This is a genomic window from Stenotrophomonas sp. 71799_Sma (genome assembly GCF_056482505.1).
Genome location: NZ_CM151202.1, coordinates 3,766,164 through 3,784,458 on the forward strand (window position 1 = coordinate 3,766,164; position 18,295 = coordinate 3,784,458).

14 protein-coding genes are annotated in these 18,295 nt (G+C 66.7%); 4 read left to right on the forward strand and 10 right to left on the reverse strand.

The window, feature by feature from the left end; genetic code table 11:
* Positions 1-26 precede the first annotated feature (26 nt).
* Genes ACZK4Z_RS17460 through rluD form a run of 4 tightly spaced genes read right to left on the reverse strand, consistent with a single transcriptional unit; the run spans position 27 to position 2,725 of the window.
* Positions 27-464, reverse strand: a complete 438-nt coding sequence (locus ACZK4Z_RS17460) for a thiol-disulfide oxidoreductase DCC family protein (RefSeq protein ID WP_293796328.1) — start codon at positions 462-464, stop codon at positions 27-29.
* Entirely contained in the window at positions 439-945 is a 507-nt protein-coding gene (locus tag ACZK4Z_RS17465; protein ID WP_125892743.1) for a DUF4166 domain-containing protein, read from the reverse strand. Before ACZK4Z_RS17465 ends, ACZK4Z_RS17460 begins: the two co-directional genes overlap by 26 nt.
* A gap of 20 nt (positions 946-965) precedes the next feature.
* A complete protein-coding gene (pgeF, locus tag ACZK4Z_RS17470; protein ID WP_125892741.1) occupies positions 966-1,736 on the reverse strand; it encodes a peptidoglycan editing factor PgeF in 771 nt (256 codons plus the stop codon).
* Positions 1,736-2,725, reverse strand: coding sequence for a 23S rRNA pseudouridine(1911/1915/1917) synthase RluD (gene rluD, locus ACZK4Z_RS17475; protein WP_080291790.1), 990 nt, complete (start codon positions 2,723-2,725; stop codon positions 1,736-1,738). Before rluD ends, pgeF begins: the two co-directional genes overlap by 1 nt.
* Before the next feature lie 113 nt (positions 2,726-2,838).
* Between rluD and ACZK4Z_RS17480 the strand changes: the two genes are divergently transcribed.
* On the forward strand, positions 2,839-3,726 hold the full coding sequence (locus tag ACZK4Z_RS17480) for an outer membrane protein assembly factor BamD (RefSeq protein ID WP_029379759.1): 888 nt from the start codon (positions 2,839-2,841) through the stop codon (positions 3,724-3,726).
* Positions 3,727-3,916: 190 nt separating this feature from the next.
* On the forward strand, positions 3,917-5,119 hold the full coding sequence (locus ACZK4Z_RS17485) for a lipase family protein (protein ID WP_125892739.1): 1,203 nt from the start codon (positions 3,917-3,919) through the stop codon (positions 5,117-5,119).
* 169 nt (positions 5,120-5,288) lie between these two features.
* Here the strand turns inward: ACZK4Z_RS17485 and ACZK4Z_RS17490 are convergent, their stop codons facing one another.
* From ACZK4Z_RS17490 to sucC, 3 genes are all read right to left on the reverse strand, one after another.
* Positions 5,289-6,923, reverse strand: a complete 1,635-nt coding sequence (locus tag ACZK4Z_RS17490) for an NAD+ synthase (protein WP_032128820.1) — start codon at positions 6,921-6,923, stop codon at positions 5,289-5,291.
* A 224-nt stretch (positions 6,924-7,147) separates the two neighbouring features.
* Positions 7,148-8,023: a succinate--CoA ligase subunit alpha gene (gene sucD / locus ACZK4Z_RS17495; protein ID WP_005410793.1), complete on the reverse strand. Its 876-nt coding sequence runs from the start codon at positions 8,021-8,023 to the stop codon at positions 7,148-7,150.
* 20 nt (positions 8,024-8,043) lie between these two features.
* Positions 8,044-9,213, reverse strand: coding sequence for an ADP-forming succinate--CoA ligase subunit beta (gene sucC / locus ACZK4Z_RS17500; RefSeq protein WP_004154430.1), 1,170 nt, complete (start codon positions 9,211-9,213; stop codon positions 8,044-8,046).
* Positions 9,214-9,618: 405 nt separating this feature from the next.
* Here sucC and ACZK4Z_RS17505 point away from each other — a divergent pair, with 405 nt between their 5' ends.
* Together ACZK4Z_RS17505 and ACZK4Z_RS17510 are read left to right on the forward strand one after the other, a co-directional pair.
* Complete coding sequence (locus tag ACZK4Z_RS17505; protein ID WP_049401617.1) at positions 9,619-11,232, forward strand: sensor histidine kinase; 1,614 nt, start codon at positions 9,619-9,621, stop codon at positions 11,230-11,232.
* A 60-nt stretch (positions 11,233-11,292) separates the two neighbouring features.
* Complete coding sequence (locus ACZK4Z_RS17510; protein ID WP_032128822.1) at positions 11,293-12,666, forward strand: sigma-54-dependent transcriptional regulator; 1,374 nt, start codon at positions 11,293-11,295, stop codon at positions 12,664-12,666.
* Positions 12,667-12,893: 227 nt separating this feature from the next.
* Here the strand turns inward: ACZK4Z_RS17510 and pilB are convergent, their stop codons facing one another.
* The 3 genes from pilB to ACZK4Z_RS17525 all read right to left on the reverse strand — a co-directional run bounded on the left by pilB (position 12,894) and on the right by ACZK4Z_RS17525 (position 18,288).
* Positions 12,894-14,621, reverse strand: coding sequence for a type IV-A pilus assembly ATPase PilB (gene pilB, locus ACZK4Z_RS17515; RefSeq protein WP_478450958.1), 1,728 nt, complete (start codon positions 14,619-14,621; stop codon positions 12,894-12,896).
* A 13-nt stretch (positions 14,622-14,634) separates the two neighbouring features.
* Complete coding sequence (locus ACZK4Z_RS17520) at positions 14,635-17,685, reverse strand: fused MFS/spermidine synthase (protein ID WP_478450959.1); 3,051 nt, start codon at positions 17,683-17,685, stop codon at positions 14,635-14,637.
* A 159-nt stretch (positions 17,686-17,844) separates the two neighbouring features.
* On the reverse strand, positions 17,845-18,288 hold the full coding sequence (locus ACZK4Z_RS17525) for a pilin (protein WP_478450960.1): 444 nt from the start codon (positions 18,286-18,288) through the stop codon (positions 17,845-17,847).
* Positions 18,289-18,295 lie beyond the last annotated feature (7 nt).

Genomic DNA, 18,295 nt, shown 5'->3' on the forward strand with positions numbered 1-18,295 from the left:
TTAATCCCCTCGGTCCCCTTTTTTCTTCAATCCAGGAACCGCGCGGCCTGCTCCGGTGCGGGCAGGTAACAGGCATCATGCCGCCCGAACCAGCGGTAGCGGTTGCGGGCCAGCGCGCGGTACGCGGCATCACGCCAGCTGCGCGGCAGCACGCGCAATGCACCGGTCAGACGCCAGACGCCGCCCAGCCCCGCCAGCACGCGAAGGATCGCATCGGTATCGGTCCAGGCGCCCTGTGCGTCCAGCAGCAGGAACGACATCGGGTCCTGCGGGTCCAGCCCGTGCGCGCGCAACATCGCACTGCCCTGCGCGCCCTGCATCGCCGCAAAGCGGTAGCGGCCCTTGCGGTCGAAACGCAGCAGGAAGCGCACCCAGCGGTTGCACAGCGCGCACACGCCATCGAACACGATCACCGCGCTGCCGGCCTCGGCGGCGGAATCACTGCGGTTCGAGCCAGCCTTCATAGCGGATCAGGGCTCCGGCCCAGGGCAAGGTCACATCGACCAGGAAAGTGTAACGCTCACCCTGCCAGGCTTCGCGGCAACGCACACCACCAAACCAGCGCCTCGGCAGCGGCAGCAGCCCGAACGCCCAGACCCGCCGCACCGACCAGTCGATGCCACCCTCGCGGGCCTGCAGGTCGAACTCGAAGCGCACTGCGCCCAACTGCTCGCGCAGGTATCCCTCGTGTACCCACAGCCGCGACACCATCGGCCAGCGGCCAAAACGCCGCGCCCACTGCTCGCCCTGCCCGTGTGCACTGAACGCCACTTCGGTCGGCAACGCTCCACCGTCCTTCGGCAGCCGCGCCAACGCGGCCAACAGCGGCACCAGCCAGTGCCGCCCCCTCACGATGCGCGCCCGCCCCACGTAGCGGCAGGGCAACGGCGCGGCATGCAGCGCTTGCACCGGCCCTGCGAGGGTGGCGAAGGCCGGCCCCAGCACGCGCGCGAACAGCGGCGTGGTCAGGGCGCGATCCAGGCCAGCGTCGCCATGCGCCCGGTACGACGGTCGCGCCGGTGCGAATACAGGTCCGGATCGGCCATGGTCGACACCGTGCCGCCATGGACCTGCGCCGGGTCCATGCCCGCCGCCTGCAACCGCTGCCGCGCCAGCGCGAACAGGTCCACCTTCCAATGGCCTGCGCGGGTGGCTACGAACGCCGCCTCGGCGGCCGGATCATGGCCGACGAAGGCGTGGTAGACCTCCTCGCCGATCTCGTAGTCGGCCGGTCCGGCCGCCGGGCCCAGCCACGCGCGCAGCTGCGCGGGCGGGGTCTGCATGGCGGCCACGGTGGCCTCCAGCATGCCGTCGGCCAGCCCGCGCCATCCGGCGTGAGCGGCGCCCACCTCGCTACCGTCGGCAGCGGCGAACACCACCGGCAGGCAGTCGGCAGTCAGGATCGCCAGCACCACGCCGGGCACCGAGGTCACCGCAGCGTCGGCCACCGGTTCGCTTGCGCCTGGCACCGGCGGCGTTGTGAAGCGCAGCACGGTACTGCTGTGCACCTGGCGCAGCCAGTGCGGTGCCGAGGGCAGCGCCAGCCCCTGCTGCAGCAGCTGGCGGTTGTGCTCCACGTTGGCAGGGGTATCACCATCGGCCGCGTGCCGGTTGCCCAGGTTGAACTGCGCGAACGGCGCCGGCGAAATGCCCGCACCGTGCCGACGCGTGGTCAGCGCATGGACGCCCGGAGGCGCCGGCCAGTCCGCCTGCAGCAAAGGCAACGCGGCGGCCATCACCAGCGGTCCCGCTCGCGTGCGGCGAAGGCTTCGCTGTCTTCGCGCAGCACCTTCATCAGGTGCAGCATGTCGTCCGGCACCGGCGCGGTGTTGCGCACCGGCTCACCGGTGATCGGGTGCGTGAACTCCAGGGTCTCGGCGTGCAGGGCCTGGCGCTTGAAGCCGCGCAGCGCGGCTACCAGCTCATCGCTGGCGCCCTTGGGCAGCTTCAGCGCACCGCCGTACAGCGGGTCACCGATGATCGGATGGCGCACATGCGCCATGTGCACGCGGATCTGATGGGTACGGCCGGTTTCCAGGCGGCACTCCAGCGCAGTGTGCGCACGGAAGCGCTCGCGCAGGCGGTAATGGGTGATCGCTTCCTTGCCGTCCTCGCGCACGGCCATCTTCAGGCGGTCGCGTGGGTGGCGGTCGATCGGGGCATCGGCGGTACCGCCGGCCACCAGCGCCCCCATCACGATGGCCAGGTACTGGCGGTGCACGTCGCGCGCGGCCAGCTGCTCGACCAGTGCGGTCTGCGCTTCCAGGGTCTTGGCCACCACCATCACGCCGCTGGTGTCCTTGTCCAGGCGGTGCACGATGCCGGCGCGCGGCAGCACCGCCACCGACGGGTCGCGGAACAGCAGGGCGTTGACCAGGGTGCCGCTGTGGTTGCCCGCGCCCGGGTGCACCACCAGGCCGACCGGCTTGTTGATCACCAGCAGGTGCTCGTCCTCGAACAGCACGTCCAGCGGGATGTCCTCCGGCTGGGCGTCGGTCTGGGTTTCCAGCACCACGTTGAGGGTCACCAGCTCGCCACCGCGCAGCGGATCGCGCGGGCGCACCTGGGCGCCGTCCAGCAGGACCTCCCCGGCCTTGATCCACTCTGTCAGGCGCGAACGCGAGTATTCGGGGAACAGTTCGGCCACCACGGCGTCGAAACGGCGGCCGGCAGCGGTGTCGGGGACGATGGCCTGGCGGGCCGATTCAGAGGGTTGTTCAGACATGGCAGGGGGCATTCTTTGAAATTTTGGGGTCCCGGCGGCCGGTTTCAGTCGCTGGACAGGACACTAGGCTATCATCGACCCTTCGTATTCCAGCCGCGTCCCGCCTCGACCCCATGATCCGACGCTCCGCCATGCTCTCCGCGCCCGTCCGCCTCACCGCCCTGCTGCTGGTGCTGGTCATCGCCGCCACCGGCTGCCACCGTGGTGCCAAGAAGGGCGATCGCCCCGATGAAGGGACGCCGGTCGAACAGTTGTACGAGAAGAGCCACAAGCTGATGCAGGGTGGCAACTGGAGCGGCGCCGAAGCCAGCTTCCGCCGCCTGGTGGCCCAGTATCCGTACGGTCCGTACACCGAGCAGGCGATGATCGAGACCGCCTACGCCCAGTACAAGGCCGGCAAGCACGATGACGCGGTGTCCAGCATCGACCGCTTCATCCGTACCTACCCGACCCATCGCAACATCGCGTACCTGTACTACCTGCGCGGCCTGGCCAACTCCAACCGCAGTACGGTTTTCCTGCGCCGCGTATGGTCGCTGGATGCCAGCCGTCGCGACCTGTCCACGCCGCACCAGGCGTATTCGGACTTCAACATCGTGGTGGACCGCTACCCGAACAGCCGCTACGCCGCCGATGCGCGCCAGCGCATGCTGGAGCTGCGTGACGTGTTCGCCCAGCATGAGCTGGACAACGCCCTGTACTACATGCGCCGCGGCGCCTGGGTCTCGGCCGCCGGCCGCGCCAACTACCTGCTGGAAACCTACCCGCAGAGCGCGTTCCAGTACGACGCCGTGGCTGTGCTGGCCGATTCCTACACCCACCTGGGCAACAAGACCCTGGCCGACGATGCCCGCCGCGTCCTGCAGCTGAACCAGCCGGACCACCCGTGGCTGGAAGGCAAGTGGCCGAAGTACCCGTGGATGATCCGCAAGCTGAACCCGTTCGCCGGCGAGAAATCCGCCAGCACCGGCCAGCGCAACGCGCGACTGGAAAAGAAGTAAGAGAGGGCCCCGAAAGGGGCCTTTTCTTTGTCGGTAGATCCACGCCATGCGTGGATGGTTCGTACGCCCATGGACCACGACACTAGGAATTCTACGAATTCCCGGCGGATGCGACGCCGGTCGCATCCCGCTCCGGCGACGCCCTCCACACTGCGGCGCAACGGCCATCCCGGCCGTGAAGGAGCGCCCCATGACCCTACCACCCCGCCGTTTCCGCCCCCTCGCCTGCCTCCTCGCCACCGCCCTGCTGGCGCTGTCCTCGGCACCCCTGGCTGCCGCACCGGGTGCACCGGGCGATCTGCTGTCTGCTGCCCCCTATCGCGCGTCATGGGTGCCGTCCAAGGCTGTGCAGGCCTACAAGCTCCACTACCGCACCCCGGATCTTCGCGGCCAACTGGCCGAAGGCACCGGCCTGCTGTACCTGCCCGCCGGCGCGGCTCCAGCGGGCGGCTGGCCGGTGGTGTCCTGGGCACATGGCACCCAGGGCATCGCAGATCGCTGCGCGCCCTCGGTGTCCGGCCCCTACCAACCCGAACGCGACGGGCGCTTCCTCGATCAGTTCCTGGCCCAGGGCTATGCGGTGGTCGCCGCGGACTACCAGGGGCTCGGCAGCCCCGGCGAGCATGCCTATCTGCACGTCCGCACGGCCGCGCGCAATGCCATCGACCTGGTCAAGGCCAGCCGCCAGTACCTGGGCAACGCAGCGCTGTCGCCGCGCTGGGTCTCGGTCGGTCATTCACAGGGTGGCGCTGCAGCCCTCACAGCCGGGCATCTGGCGCCCACCTATGGTGGCCCTTCCCTGCACTACCGCGGCAGCTTCACCACCGGCACGCCCACCGCCGTCGAGCTGACCGCGCTGGTGATGAAGCCGGACAACCGCACCGCCAATCCTGGCGCGCTCAACGCGTATCACGCGTATCTGCTCGACGGTCTGTTGCAGGTTGCGCCACAGATCGACCGCGTCCTCAGCGACACCGGTCGCGCCCGCGTGGCAGTGGCACGCGAACAGTGCCTGGGCGAATTGGCCACCACGCTGGACGGTGCAGATACCGGCAGCATGTTCACTGCACCGCTTACCAGCGTGCCGGGCATCTGGGCGGTGCTGTACGACTATCTCGGCGTACCGCGCCGCGGCTTCAGCCAACCGCTGATGCTGGGCCACGGCAGCGAGGACCGCGATGTGCCCTATCTGACCACCCTGCTGTATGCCGCGGGGCTGGCCCTGCGTGGAGAGCCCGTGGCATTCCGGCGCTATCCGGTCGACCACCGCGGCACGCTGGATGCGGCGGCAGCCGATGGGCTGGCGTTCGTGCGTGCGCGGTTGAGGGACAGCCCGTTCGACGAAGCCACCGAAACTGCCGATCTCGAACAGCTGCTCGACGAAGCCCGGTAGATCCATGCCATGCGTGGAAGGCCTGAAATGTAGCGTCGAGCCACGCTCGACTGCCTCTGAGCCGAGCATGGCTCGGCTCTAAAGTAGATCCCAGTAGATCCATGCCATGCGTGGATGCACGGTACACGGGTTGCCGGCCAGCGGCCGGCACTACCCGCCAACCGCAGCTTCAGCCCTTGTAGCCGTTGCTGATCGGGTAACGACGCTCGCGGCCAAATGCCCGGCGCGAGACCTTCGGCCCCGGCGCGGCCTGGTGCCGCTTCCACTCGCTGATGCGCACCAGGCGCAGCACCCGGTCGACCACGGCCGCGTCGTAACCGGCCGCAACGATCTCCGTGCGCGACTGCTCCTGGTCGATGTAGCGGTACAGGATGCCGTCCAGCACGTCATAGGCCGGCAGCGAATCCTGGTCCAGCTGGTTCTCGCGCAGCTCGGCCGACGGCGGGCGGCTGATCACGGCCGGCGGGATCACCGGCGCACCGCCCACGGTGTTGCGCCACTTCGACAGGCCGAACACCTCGGTCTTGTACAGGTCCTTCAGCGGCGCGTAGCCACCGCACATGTCGCCGTAGATCGTGGCGTAACCCACCGCATACTCGCTCTTGTTGCCGGTGGTCAGCAGCAGGCCACCGAACTTGTTGGCCAGCGCCATCAGGATCACGCCACGGCTGCGCGACTGCAGGTTCTCTTCGGTCACGTCCGGCGCAGTGCCTTCAAACATCGGCGCCAGCGATTCCATCAGGCCCTTGAACGCCGGCTCGATCGATACTGCCTCCAGCTTCACGCCCAGTGCCTGGCACTGTTCGGCGGCCAGGTCGTTGGACAGGCCCGCGGTATAGCGCGACGGCAACCGCACGGCGGTGACGTTTTCCGCGCCCATCGCGTCCACGGCCATGGCCAGCACCAGCGCCGAATCGATGCCGCCGGACAAGCCCAGCCACACCTTCTTGAAGCCGTTCTTGCGGCAGTAGTCCTGGATGCCACGGGTCACTGCGCGCCAGGCCAGCGCGTCCATGCTCTCGTCGCCATCGTCCATCCACACGTGCGGCATGAAGCGCCGGCTTTCACCGTCGTACTCCACCACCAGCCACTGGTCGACGAAGGCGGCGGCGGCCGGGTGCACGGTGCCGTCGCCATCGGCCACCACCGAGGCGCCGTCGAACACCAGCGCGTCCTGGCCACCGACCACGTTGAGGTAGGCGATCGCCGCCCCGCTCTCACGGGTGCGTGCGGCCAGCACCGCATCGCGCTGGGCATGCTTGCCACGCTCGTAGGGCGAGGCATTCGGCACCACCACCAGCTGCGCACCGGCGCGCACGGTGTCGGCCAGCGGCTCGGCGAACCACAGGTCCTCGCAGATCAGCAGGCCGACCGGAATGCCGTTGACCTCGAACACGCAGCTGCCGCCATCCGGATCGACATCGAAGTAGCGGCGCTCGTCGAACACCGCGTAGTTGGGCAGCTCGCGCTTGCGGTAGGTCTGCTCGACCAGGCCGTCACGCAGCACGCTGGCGGCGTTGTAGACCACCGCACCGGCCGCCTGCGGCCAACCGACCACGGCGGTGATGCCACGGCAGGCAGCAGCGATGCGGGCCATCGCCTGCTCGCACTCGTACAGGAAGCCCGGGCGCAGCAGCAGGTCTTCCGGCGGATAACCACTCACCGCCAGCTCGGGGAACATCACCAGCTCGGCGCCGTACTCGTCGCGCGCCTGGCCGATCATCTCGATGATGCGCTCGGTGTTGCCGGCGACATCGCCGACCGGGAAGTCGAACTGCGCCATCGCGATGCGGATCGAAGCCATGGGAATCCAGCCTGTGGTTGCAATGTGCCCATTGTAGCGCTGCGCCATGCGCGCGCCGGGCGCGCTCACTGCGTGGACAGCCCCGGCTCAGTAGATCCACGCCATGCGTGGATGGGGTTACCGGGATGGTCAGGGCACCAGACGCAGAAAGGCCGCCCGGAGGCGGCCCTTCTGTTTGAAGCAAGAGCGTCAGTCGAGCATGGCTCGACTCTACACAAGCGGTCTTATTTCACCAGCTTGGCGATGGCAGCGCCCAGGTCGCCCGGCGAGCGGACGGTGACAACACCGGCAGCTTCCATGGCGGCGAACTTGCCTTCGGCAGTGCCCTTGCCGCCCGAGGCGATCGCACCGGCGTGGCCCATGCGCTTGCCGGCCGGAGCCGACGCACCGGCGATGAAACCGACGACCGGCTTCTTCACGTGGTTCTTGATGTACTCGGCGCCGGCTTCTTCAGCGTCACCGCCGATTTCGCCAACCATGATGATGCCTTCGGTCTGCGGGTCTTCGTTGAACAGCTTCAGGCAGTCGACGAAGTTCAGGCCGTTGATCGGGTCACCACCGATGCCGATGCAGGTGGACTGGCCCAGGCCGACTTCGGTGGTCTGCTTGACCGCTTCATAGGTCAGGGTGCCCGAACGCGACACGATGCCGATCTTGCCCGGCTGGTGGATGTGGCCCGGCATGATGCCGATCTTGCACTCACCCGGGGTGATGACGCCCGGGCAGTTCGGCCCGATCAGCACGGTGTCCGGATGCGAACGGGTCAGCACGTTCTTGACGCGCAGCATGTCCAGCACCGGGATGCCTTCGGTGATGCAGACGATGACCTTGATGCCGGCAGCAGCGGCTTCCAGGATCGCGTCGGCCGCGTACGGCGGCGGCACGTAGATGACCGAAGCGTTGGCGCCGGTGCTCTGCACGGCGTCGGCAACGGTGTTGAAGACCGGCAGGTCGATGTGGGTGGTGCCACCCTTGCCCGGGGTCACGCCGCCAACAACCTGGGTGCCGTACTCGATCATCTGAGTGGCGTGGAAGGTGCCCTGCTGGCCGGTGAAGCCCTGCACGATCACCTTGGTGTTCTTGTTAATCAAAACAGACATGGGAATTCCTTGGTGTCGAATCAGGCAGCGTTCTTGACAGCTTCAACGATCTTCTTGGCGCCATCGTTGATGTTGTCAGCCGGGATGATGGCCATGCCGCTGTCACGCAGCAGCTGCTTGCCTTCTTCCACGTTGGTGCCTTCCAGGCGCACCACGACCGGAACCTTGACGCCCACTTCCTTCACGGCGGCGATGATGCCTTCGGCAATCATGTCGCAGCGGACGATGCCGCCGAAGATGTTGACGAAGATGCCTTCAACCTTGTCCGAGGACAGGATCAGCTTGAACGCTTCGATGACGCGCTGCTTGTTGGCGCCGCCGCCCACGTCCAGGAAGTTCGCCGGCTCGCCGCCGTTGAGCTTGATGACGTCCATGGTGGCCATGGCCAGGCCTGCGCCGTTGACCATGCAGCCGATGTTGCCGTCCATGGTGACGTAGTTGATGTCCAGCTCCGAAGCGATCACTTCGGTCGGATCTTCCTGGGTCTTGTCGCGCATGGCGACCAGGGCCTTCTGGCGGAACGCGGCGTTGTCGTCGCTGTCGAACTTGCCGTCCAGCGCGTACAGGTTGCCGTCGTCCAGGATGGCCAGCGGGTTGATTTCAACCAGCGCCAGGTCCTTTTCGTTGAACAGGCGGTACAGGTTCACCATGATGCTGGCGAACTGGCCGGCCTGCTTGGCGGTCAGGCCCAGCTTGAAGCCGAAATCACGGCCGTGGTAACCCTGCACGCCTTCGACGAAGTCGACGTTCAGCGAGTGGATCAGCTCCGGGGTTTCAGCCGCGACCTGCTCGATCTCCACGCCGCCTTCCGAAGAGGCGATGTAGGTGATGGTCTTGGTGCCACGGTCGACCAGCACCGACAGGTACAGTTCCTTGACGATCTCGCCGGCGGTGGTCACCAGCACCAGGTTGACCGGCAGTTCAACGCCAGCGGTCTGGTAGGTGGCCATCTTGGTGCCGAGCATCTTGGCCGCAGCGGCCTTCACGTCGTCGGTGGTCTTGCAGAACTTGACGCCGCCAGCCTTGCCGCGGCCGCCAGCGTGGATCTGCGCCTTGACCATCCAGGGGCCCTGGCCCAGGGAGTTGGCAGCGGCAACCGCTTCGTCCGGGGTCGCAGCGACCTTGCCGGCCGGGACCGGGATGCCGTACTCGGCAAGCAGTTGTTTTGACTGGTATTCGTGGAAATTCATGCGTCACCGTGGGAATAGGAACGACCGCACGCAATTCCTCAGGGCCCCGGCGGGGCGCCGGCATGGACCGCGGCGGGCCCACTATTGTGGCCGAGCCGGCGCCGGGGCGCAAAGAAGTCTGTACAAAACGCCACACCCGGCCAGATTTCCACCGCCATTCAGGCAGTTGCGCCCGGGCCGGCGCTGACCACCGGTATCCACGGCAGGCCAAATGCGCGATCCGGGCGGCTCCGGCGGCGTCCTGCCGGGGGCCCTATACTGGTCAACCAAGGTGTGTAGTGTCGGGCTTGCCCGGCGCCTTCCACCGCGGGCCACATAGAAGCGACGAACCCGCCCGGCTTCAGGGGATGCCGGGCAGGGCCGCCGCAGATTCCAGACCCAGGCAGCCAGAAGGGGAGTTCCGGCGTGTCACCCAGTGCTTCATTGATCGACCGCATCGAATCGATTCCGCGGCGTGAGCTGTACTTCTTCGCGCTGTACCGGGTGCTGATCGCCGCGGTCATCGCCGGCCTGCTCTACAGCCCCCTGTCCGGCATGGTCGGCGAGGCCCATCACCCGCGTCTGGCCGATACCGTCGCGGCGATCTATCTGCTGCTGTCGCTGCTGGCCCTGGCGATCGGCCGCAACGAACGCTGGCTGCGCCCGATCGTGGTCAGCAGCGTGCTGGTGGACATCATCGCCGCCACCCTGCTGGCGCATGCCCTGCCCGGTGCCAGCGCCGGCATCTCGATGTCGCTGCTGTTCAACATCGCCGCCGCCGCCACCCTGCTGCCGCTGAGCTGGGGCCTGGGCCTGGCGGTTGCTGCCAGCCTGGCCACCGGTACCGAATACCTCTGGAAGGTGCTCGAAGGCGGTGACCCCACCCGCACGCTGGCCGAGCTGGCCATGTTCGCCACCAGCTACCTGGCGCTGGCCTTCATCAGCTACCAGGTGGGCAACCGCGCGCGCCGCAACCAGCAGCTGGCCAACCAGCGCGGCGACGAAGTGGCCAACCTGTTCCAGATCAACGAACTGATCATCCGCCGCATGCGCACCGGCGTGCTGGTGGTGGACGCCGACAACCGCATCACCCTGGCCAATGAAGCGGCCTCGATGCTGCTCGGCGACAACGACGGCATCGGTGAGACGGGACGCCTGGATCTGGCCAGTGCCGCGCCGGAACTGGCGCGCCGCCTGCAGCGCTGGCGCAACGGCTGGGCGCAGGACGAACTGCCGCTGCAGCTCAACCCCGACCAGCCGGAAGTGCAACCGCGCTTCGCCCGCCTGCTGGCCGGCAGCGAACTGGCGCTGGTATTCCTGGACGACTCCAGCGTGGTCTCGCGGCGCGCCGAATCGCTCACCCTGTCGGCGATGGGCCGCTTCTCGGCCAGCCTCGCCCATGAAATCCGCAATCCGCTGGCGGCGATCAACTACGCCGTGCAGCTGCTGGAGGAAGGCACCGGTTTCAACGAAAGCGACCGCCGTCTGCTGCAGATCATCCGCCAGCAATGCCAGCGCACCAACGGCATCGTCGAGAGCGTGCTGGGGCTGGCACGGCGCGAGCGCGCCACACCCGAGAACGTCGACCTGGTCGCCTTCGTGCGCCGCTTCGTGCTGGAGTACAAGCAGGGCCAGACGCTGGAAACCGACAGCATCGAACCGATCATCAGCGACACGGCGGTGATGGCCCAGGTCGACAGCAAACACCTGTACCAGGTGCTCACCGTGCTGGTGCACAACGCACTGAAGTACGGCCGCATCGGCCAGCAGCCGGCGCGCGTGCGCCTGCGCGTGGCGCAGCACGAGCGCAGCGCGGTGATCGACGTGATGGACCGTGGCCCCGGCATTCCCGAGAGCGTGGCCGCACAGCTGTTCCGCCCGTTCTTCACCACCTCCGAGCACGGCACCGGGCTGGGCCTGTATATCGCCCGCGAGTTGTGCCGCGCCAACCAGGCACGGCTCGACTACATCCCGGTGCCCGCCGGCGGCTCCTGCTTCCGCCTGGTGCTGCCTGGCCCGCACACGCTGTTGCCCACCTGATTCCAATTCTGTGCGTCAAACATTTGTCGCTTCCAGCCCCCTCGTTTATCTTTCACGCCCATGAACGAAACCCGCAGCGCCCTCGTCGTCGACGATGAACGCGACATCCGCGAACTGCTGGTACTGACCCTCGGCCGCATGGGGCTGCGCATCAGTACCGCCGCCAACCTGGCCGAAGCGCGCGAGCTGCTGGCCAGCAACCCGTACGACCTGTGCATCACCGACATGCGCCTTCCGGATGGCAACGGCATCGAGCTGGTCAGCGAGATCGCCCAGCACTACCCGCGCACACCGGTGGCGATGATCACTGCGTTCGGCAGCATGGACCTGGCCGTGGAAGCGCTGAAGGCCGGCGCCTTCGACTTCGTCAGCAAGCCGGTGGACATCTCGGTGCTGCGCGGCCTGGTCAAGCACGCGCTGGAACTCAACAACACCGAACGCCCTGCGCCCGGCCCCGCCACCGAACAGGCTGCACGCCTGCTCGGCGCTTCGCCGGCCATGGACGTACTGCGCACCACCATCGGCAAGGTCGCGCGCAGCCAGGCACCGGTCTACATCCTCGGTGAATCGGGCGTGGGCAAGGAACTGGTCGCGCGCACCATCCACGCCCAGGGCGCGCGTGCGGCTGGTCCGTTCGTGCCGGTCAACTGCGGTGCCATTCCCGGCGAGCTGATGGAGAGCGAATTCTTCGGCCACCGCAAAGGCAGCTTCAGCGGCGCCCATGCCGACAAGCCGGGCCTGTTCCAGGCTGCACACGGCGGCACCCTGTTCCTGGACGAAGTGGCCGAGCTGCCGCTGCAGATGCAGGTGAAGCTGCTGCGTGCCATCCAGGAAAAGTCGGTGCGTGCGGTGGGTGCGGCCAACGAAGAACCGGTGGACGTGCGCATTCTCTCGGCCACGCACCGTGACCTGGCCGAACTGGTCGAGGACGGGCGCTTCCGCCACGACCTGTATTACCGCATCAACGTTATCGAACTGAAGGTGCCGCCGCTGCGCGAGCGCCGCCAGGACCTGCCCGAGCTGGCCGCCGCGGTGCTGGCACGCCTGGCCCGCAGCCACGGCCGTGCCACCCCGCTGCTGGCGCCATCGGCGCTGGAAGCGCTGGCCCACTATGCGTTCCCGGGCAATGTGCGCGAGCTGGAGAACATTCTGGAGCGCGCGCTGGCACTGGCCGAAGAAGACCGCATTGGTGCCGACGACCTGCGCCTGCCGCAGCACGCCCCGCGTGCGCCCGGCGGCGCTGCTCCCGCAGAAGCCGTGGCCGACCTGCAGCCGGGCGGTGCCGCCCTGCCCTCGTACATCGAGCAACTGGAGCGCAGCGCCATCCAGCGCGCGCTGGAAGAGAACCGCTGGAACAAGACCCGCACGGCTGCGCAGCTGGGGATTACCTTCCGCGCGCTGCGCTACAAGCTGAAGAAGCTGGGGATGGAGTAAGGGCCGAACGGCCCTGGTAGGTGCCAACTTTGGTTGGCGTGCGCCGCCGCGCCATCCACGCATGGCGTGGATCCACCCACCAACGCGGTAGTGCCGGCCGCTGGCCGGCACCCCCCATGCATCGCGTCATCCATGCATGGCGTGGATCTACCCACCAAACGCGGTAGTGCCAGCCGCTGGCCGGCAACCTCATGCATCGCGTCATCCACGCATGGCGTGGATCTACCTCAATCCTTGGTAACGCGATTGATCTCGGCCAGGCTGGTCACACCCGCTGCCGCCTTCTTCAACGCCGACTGCCGCAGGTCATTCACCCCGATCTGCTGCGCCGCCTCGGCAATCTGCAGTGCGTTGCCACCGGCCAGCACGATCGTGGCGATCTCATCGGTCATCGGCATCACCTGGTAGATACCGGTTCGGCCCTTGTAGCCCTCGGTGCACTCATCGCAGCCCACCGCCTCGTACAACTGGATGCCCGCATCCAGCTGCGCCTGGGTGAAGCCCTCGGCCAGCAGCGCGTGCTCCGGCAGGTTGGCCGGTCGCTTGCAGTTGCCGCACAACCGGCGTGCCAGGCGCTGGGCGATCACCAGCGTCACCGAGCTGGTGATGTTGTATGGCGCGATGCCCATGTTCATCAGACGCGCGATGGTCTGCGGCGCATCGTTGGTATGCAGCGTGGACAGCACCATGTGGCCGGTCTGCGCCGCCTTGATCGCAATCTCGGCCGTCTCCAGGTCGCGGATTTCGCCGACCATGATGATGTCCGGATCCTGTCGCAGGAACGAGCGCAGTGCCGCAGCGAAGGTCATGCCGCGCTTGTTGTTCTGCTGCACCTGGTTGACGCCGGGCAAGCGGATTTCCACCGGGTCTTCGGCGGTGGAGATGTTGCGCGTCTCATCGTTGAGGATGCCCAGCGCGGTATACAGCGACACCGTCTTGCCGGAGCCGGTTGGGCCGGTCACCAGCACCATGCCGTACGGCTTGTGGATGGCGTCGTGGAACAGCTTCTGCTGGTCCGGCTCGTAGCCCAGCTTGTCGATGCCCAGCTTGGCCGCGCTGCCATCCAGGATACGCAGCACCACCTTTTCACCGAACAGGGTCGGCAGCGTGCTGACGCGGAAGTCGATCTGCTTGGTCTTGGACAGGTTCAGCTTGATGCGCCCGTCCTGTGGCACCCGCTTCTCAGCGATGTCCAGCTGCGCCATCACCTTCAGGCGCGCGGCGATGCGCTGGTTCAGCTTCACCGGCGCGCGCGCCACCATCTTCAGCAGACCGTCGATGCGCAGGCGCACGCGGTAGTCGTCTTCGTAAGGCTCGAAGTGGATGTCCGATGCGCCCTTGCGGATGGCATCGACCAACACCTTGTTGACGAACTTCACCACCGGGGTGTCGTCGCCCTTGGCGTCGATGCCGGAGTCGCCCCCCGCGTTGTCTTCGTCGCCCAGGCCAACGTCGAGGTTGGCCATGCCTTCGTCATCGCCGCCCAGCGCATCGCCGATGGTGTCGTGGCTGGCGTGCCACTGCTCCAGCGTGCGGCGGATCTGGTCTTCATCCACCAGGATCGGCTCCACCACCAGATTGGTGTGGAACTTGATCTCGTCCAGTGCATGGGTTGGATTGCTGGTACCCACGAACAGCTTGCCACCGCGCTTGAACAGCGGCAGCACGTTGTGTTTGCGCAGCAGCTCCTCGCTGACCACGCTCATCGCGTTCTGGCTGGCGTCGAAGGTGGACACGTCGAACAGCGGCATGCCGAACTCGACCGCGTTGGCGGCGGCGAGCTGCGAGGCGCTGACCAGCTTGTTCTGCGCGAACCACGTGGGCAGCGGCTGCCGGGCGGCCGTGGCCTTGGCCATGGCGTCGCGGGCGGATGCCTCGTCCAGCGCGCCGTCCTGGACCAGGCGGCGGGCAAGGCCGGTGATGCCGACCAGATTGGGGGGGGAAACAACGCTCATGGTCTTCCTCGTATCACTCTTGCCCTGACGGCTGGGAATCAGCGGTTGCAGCCTGCACCGGGCCAGTGGAGGCCAGGTAGCTCAGCAGGCGCAGTGGCCCGTTCCGTCGAGCGTCAGGCGCAAGCGCCTGCCAGTACTGGTCCGTCAGCTGCCGCGACGTTGCGGTATCCCCCAACGACCGTGCGGCATGTTGCATTGCCCCGAACAGATAATAGCCGGAGCCGGCATCAGCCAGCAGCGCCGATCCATGCTCGCCCCGCAACAATCGCCGCCCTTCCGTGAGTACGGTGTGGTGATCATCGGTGGCCACGGCGGCCACCAGTGCCAGACTGGCAGAGACAGTAGGGGTCTGCGGCGGGCACGCCAGCCATGCCGGCTGCGCCCACAGGGCCGCGCGTTGTGCGACAGGCAGGAACGGCGTGGTGTCACCAGACAGCGCAAACACCAGCTGGGCGCTCTGCAGCGGGGCCTTGTCCAGTTCACAGCGACTGGCCAGGCCGCGAAGCGCCTGCGCACGAAGCCAGTCGGCGGCGCGGACGTCCTGCGCCGACGACGGAGTGCCCTGCAAGAAGGCAGCCAATGCCCGAGCAGCGGGACGCGGGTCGTCGCGGTTCGAATCGGGCTGGGCCGGCTTCTTCACGCTGTCGCCGGCATGCACCTCTTCCGGTCGTGCCACGATGGCCCAGGGCGCCACCATCACTTCCTGGAAGTCGCGGGTAAACGCGCTCTGGAAACGTGCCACCGGCGCCTTCAGCTTCAGCGTCGGGAAGTAGTCGGAGTTGCGCGCGGCCGGGTACAGGGGCACAAAAGCCCTCAGCGCTGCATCGTCCATTGACAGCGTATCCTGCAGATCCGTCAGCGAGTGCACACCGATCCGCGCCAGCTCTTCGCGCAGTGCCGACTGCCGGAACAGGCGGTCGTTCATCGGCGGCAACTTGCCCTTCGGCGTGGCCACGAGGATCAGGTCACCGCGGTTGGCCAGGTAGGCGCGCGCATCGGAGAACTGCTCCAGCATCCCCGCCAGTACCGAACTCACCAGCTCGGGCGTGATCTCGTACATCTGCAGCCACTGCACGAACACGCCACCCTCATTGAGCTGCTGGGGCACGAATGCATAGAACTCGTCACTGAACAGTGCGGCGGTACCGCCCACCCACGGATTGGAGGGCTCAGAGATGATCAAGTCGTACTTGCGCGGGCTCGCGGCGAAATAGGACTTGGCGTCGTCGATCACAACATGTGAGCGTGGGTCCTTGAAGGCTCGCTCAACACGCCCGCCAAACAGGCGTGCGCCTTCAACCATAGCGGGCTCGATCTCCACCGTGTCCACTCGGCCAACTCGGCGATCGCCCAGCAACGTGTGCGTACTGAGTCCCGAGCCGAAGCCAATTACGCCTACACGCTGGTAACCGTCGCGCAGCGCAAGAGGCAGTGCTGCCAGCAGGATCATCGTCGACTCGTCGCCGGTGGGCGCCTGCTGCATAGATACAGCCATTCCTGCATCCACCTTGCCGTTGGTAGCGATGGCTCGCATGCTGCCATCGGCTGTGGTGTTCTCGTAAACCGCGACGGTTGCAGTCTGCCCATCACGGGAGAACAACATTGTTGCCGTGTCGGCCAAACGAGCATTGCCATGTCTGTAAACCGACGAATTCAGCACCAACGGATCGAAACGTACCAGCACAATTGTCGCCACCATGGCCAGAGCACCTAGTGCGCCGGCTTGGAGCACGGGCGAACGCAGCCAACTGGCTGCAACGCTCTGAACCCGTTGTAGCAGTATCAAGCCCAGCACGACGTCCGTTACTGCAGCCAACAGCAACGCGTACTTCAGGCCCAGCAGCGGCATCAACAAATGGATGGCTGCCAGCACGCCGACGATCGCGCCCAGTGTGTTCAAGGCATAGGCCTGGCCGATTGAGCGTTCGCCTTGGCCGCTGCGCAGCAGGGCCAGGGTCAGCAGCGGCAGCGTCATGCCAGCGAAGAATGCGGCTGGGAACATTACCAGTCCGGCGATCACCGCACTCGCCAGGTTGTACAGCACGTATCCGTCGGCGCTGCGCACGATGACCCGCATCAACCAGCCCACCCAATCAAAGGCCTGGGCGTACACGAACATCGAGGCCAGCGCGGCCAGCCCCATCCAGACCTGCACCCAGCCGGCCACCCGCAGCGGTGATTGCATGCGGTCGGCACGGCGGCGCAGCCACAGCCCACCGAAGGCGATACCGAGGATGAAGGCCGCCAGCATCAGTTCGAAGGAATGCAGCGTGGTACCCAGCGCCAGCGACAACATGCGCACCCAGGTGATCTCATAGACGAACGACGATGCGCCTGTACCGGCGGCCACCAGTAGCACCAGCAGCACCGTACTGCGGCGCGAGCCATCGGATCCCGGTGTGATCGCCGGGCCGGCGATCACCGCCGGGGCACTGACGTCACGGGCCAGGGGATAGACGACGATGGCGACGACGATGTTGAGCAGTCCCGCACTGAGTACGGTGCCGGGCAGACCAACCGCGGGAAGCAACAGGTAGGTGGCCACCAGCGCACCGACCGCCGCGCCCAGACTGTTGGAGAAATACAGCCCGGCGAGCACTTCACCCTGCGCCTTCGGCTGCAGGCGCATATAGCCGGCGCTCATCAGCGGGAAGGTCGCCCCCAGCAAGATGCACTGCGGTAGCACCAGCGCGGTGGCCAACGCCCAGCGCAGCGCCGTTGAGGACGCCCCCTCCATGCCGGGCATCAGGTGCGTGTAGGCCCAGCCGGTCACACCCTGGAACAGACCGTCGAAGCCGATACCGAGCACACCGATCAATAGTTCGATGACCGCATAGGCCAGCAGGGGCCGGCGCAGCAGCGCGCTGCGCCGGCTGACCAGCCACGCGCCCAGCGCCATGCCGCCCATGAACAGGATCAGCACGAGCGACTGCGCGTGCGAAGAGTGTCCTAGGAACAGCCCCAGGTACTGCGTCCAGATGGACTGGTAGATCAGCCCGGCGAACCCGGACAGGATGAAGATCAGCAGCAGCCACGGGCCATGGCTGTTGGATGGACGGCTCATTGCGGCTCCCCAGTCGCACGGTCGATTTCAACAGAAGAACAAACTTCGCAGACTGAATGCAAGCGTGTGGCCGCGCTTAATCCGGTAGGCCCAGAGCGCTCAAACGAAAACGGGGAGCTTGGGGCTCCCCGTTCTCAAGCCGAGATCAGCAAGTGCTGATTACTCGCCGCCTTCGCTCTCAGCGACGGTACCCTGGCAGGAACCCGGACGATACTTGGCATCGATCGAGCCACCGCAGGTCCAGCTCGGGACCACACCCTTGCTGCCGTCGCCTGTCGGGGTCAGGGTGATGTTCTTGGCATCAATCAGGTTGTCACCGATCGCTTGGGCGGTGGCAACGATGGCCTTGCCATCCCACTCCAGCTTGCTGACGTACTTGGTCTGCTGGAAGTCCGGCTTCCAAGACGCCGGCGGCAGCGCATTGTTGCTGGCCACGTACTCCGACACGTCGGTACGCAGCGAAGAGGCCGCCAGGATCACTTCCGAGACCTTGGCCTTCTTGGTGTAGTTCGAGTAAGCCGGCAGCGCGATGGCAGCCAGGATGGCGATGATCGCAACAACGATCATCAGTTCGATCAGGGTGAAGCCCTTCTGGTTCTTCATGGTGGTA

Coding starts and splice junctions, on each gene's coding strand:
- rluD (WP_080291790.1), bottom strand. CDS start 2,725: ATGTCTGAACAACCCTCTGAATCGGCCCGCCAGGCCATCGTCCCCGAC.
- ACZK4Z_RS17460 (WP_293796328.1), bottom strand. CDS start 464: ATGAAGGCTGGCTCGAACCGCAGTGATTCCGCCGCCGAGGCCGGCAGC.
- sucC (WP_004154430.1), bottom strand. CDS start 9,213: ATGAATTTCCACGAATACCAGTCAAAACAACTGCTTGCCGAGTACGGC.
- ACZK4Z_RS17525 (WP_478450960.1), bottom strand. CDS start 18,288: ATGAAGAACCAGAAGGGCTTCACCCTGATCGAACTGATGATCGTTGTT.
- pilB (WP_478450958.1), bottom strand. CDS start 14,621: ATGAGCGTTGTTTCCCCCCCCAATCTGGTCGGCATCACCGGCCTTGCC.
- ACZK4Z_RS17490 (WP_032128820.1), bottom strand. CDS start 6,923: ATGGCTTCGATCCGCATCGCGATGGCGCAGTTCGACTTCCCGGTCGGC.
- sucD (WP_005410793.1), bottom strand. CDS start 8,023: ATGTCTGTTTTGATTAACAAGAACACCAAGGTGATCGTGCAGGGCTTC.
- ACZK4Z_RS17485 (WP_125892739.1), top strand. CDS start 3,917: ATGACCCTACCACCCCGCCGTTTCCGCCCCCTCGCCTGCCTCCTCGCC.
- pgeF (WP_125892741.1), bottom strand. CDS start 1,736: ATGGCCGCCGCGTTGCCTTTGCTGCAGGCGGACTGGCCGGCGCCTCCG.
- ACZK4Z_RS17520 (WP_478450959.1), bottom strand. CDS start 17,685: ATGAGCCGTCCATCCAACAGCCATGGCCCGTGGCTGCTGCTGATCTTC.
- ACZK4Z_RS17510 (WP_032128822.1), top strand. CDS start 11,293: ATGAACGAAACCCGCAGCGCCCTCGTCGTCGACGATGAACGCGACATC.
- ACZK4Z_RS17480 (WP_029379759.1), top strand. CDS start 2,839: ATGATCCGACGCTCCGCCATGCTCTCCGCGCCCGTCCGCCTCACCGCC.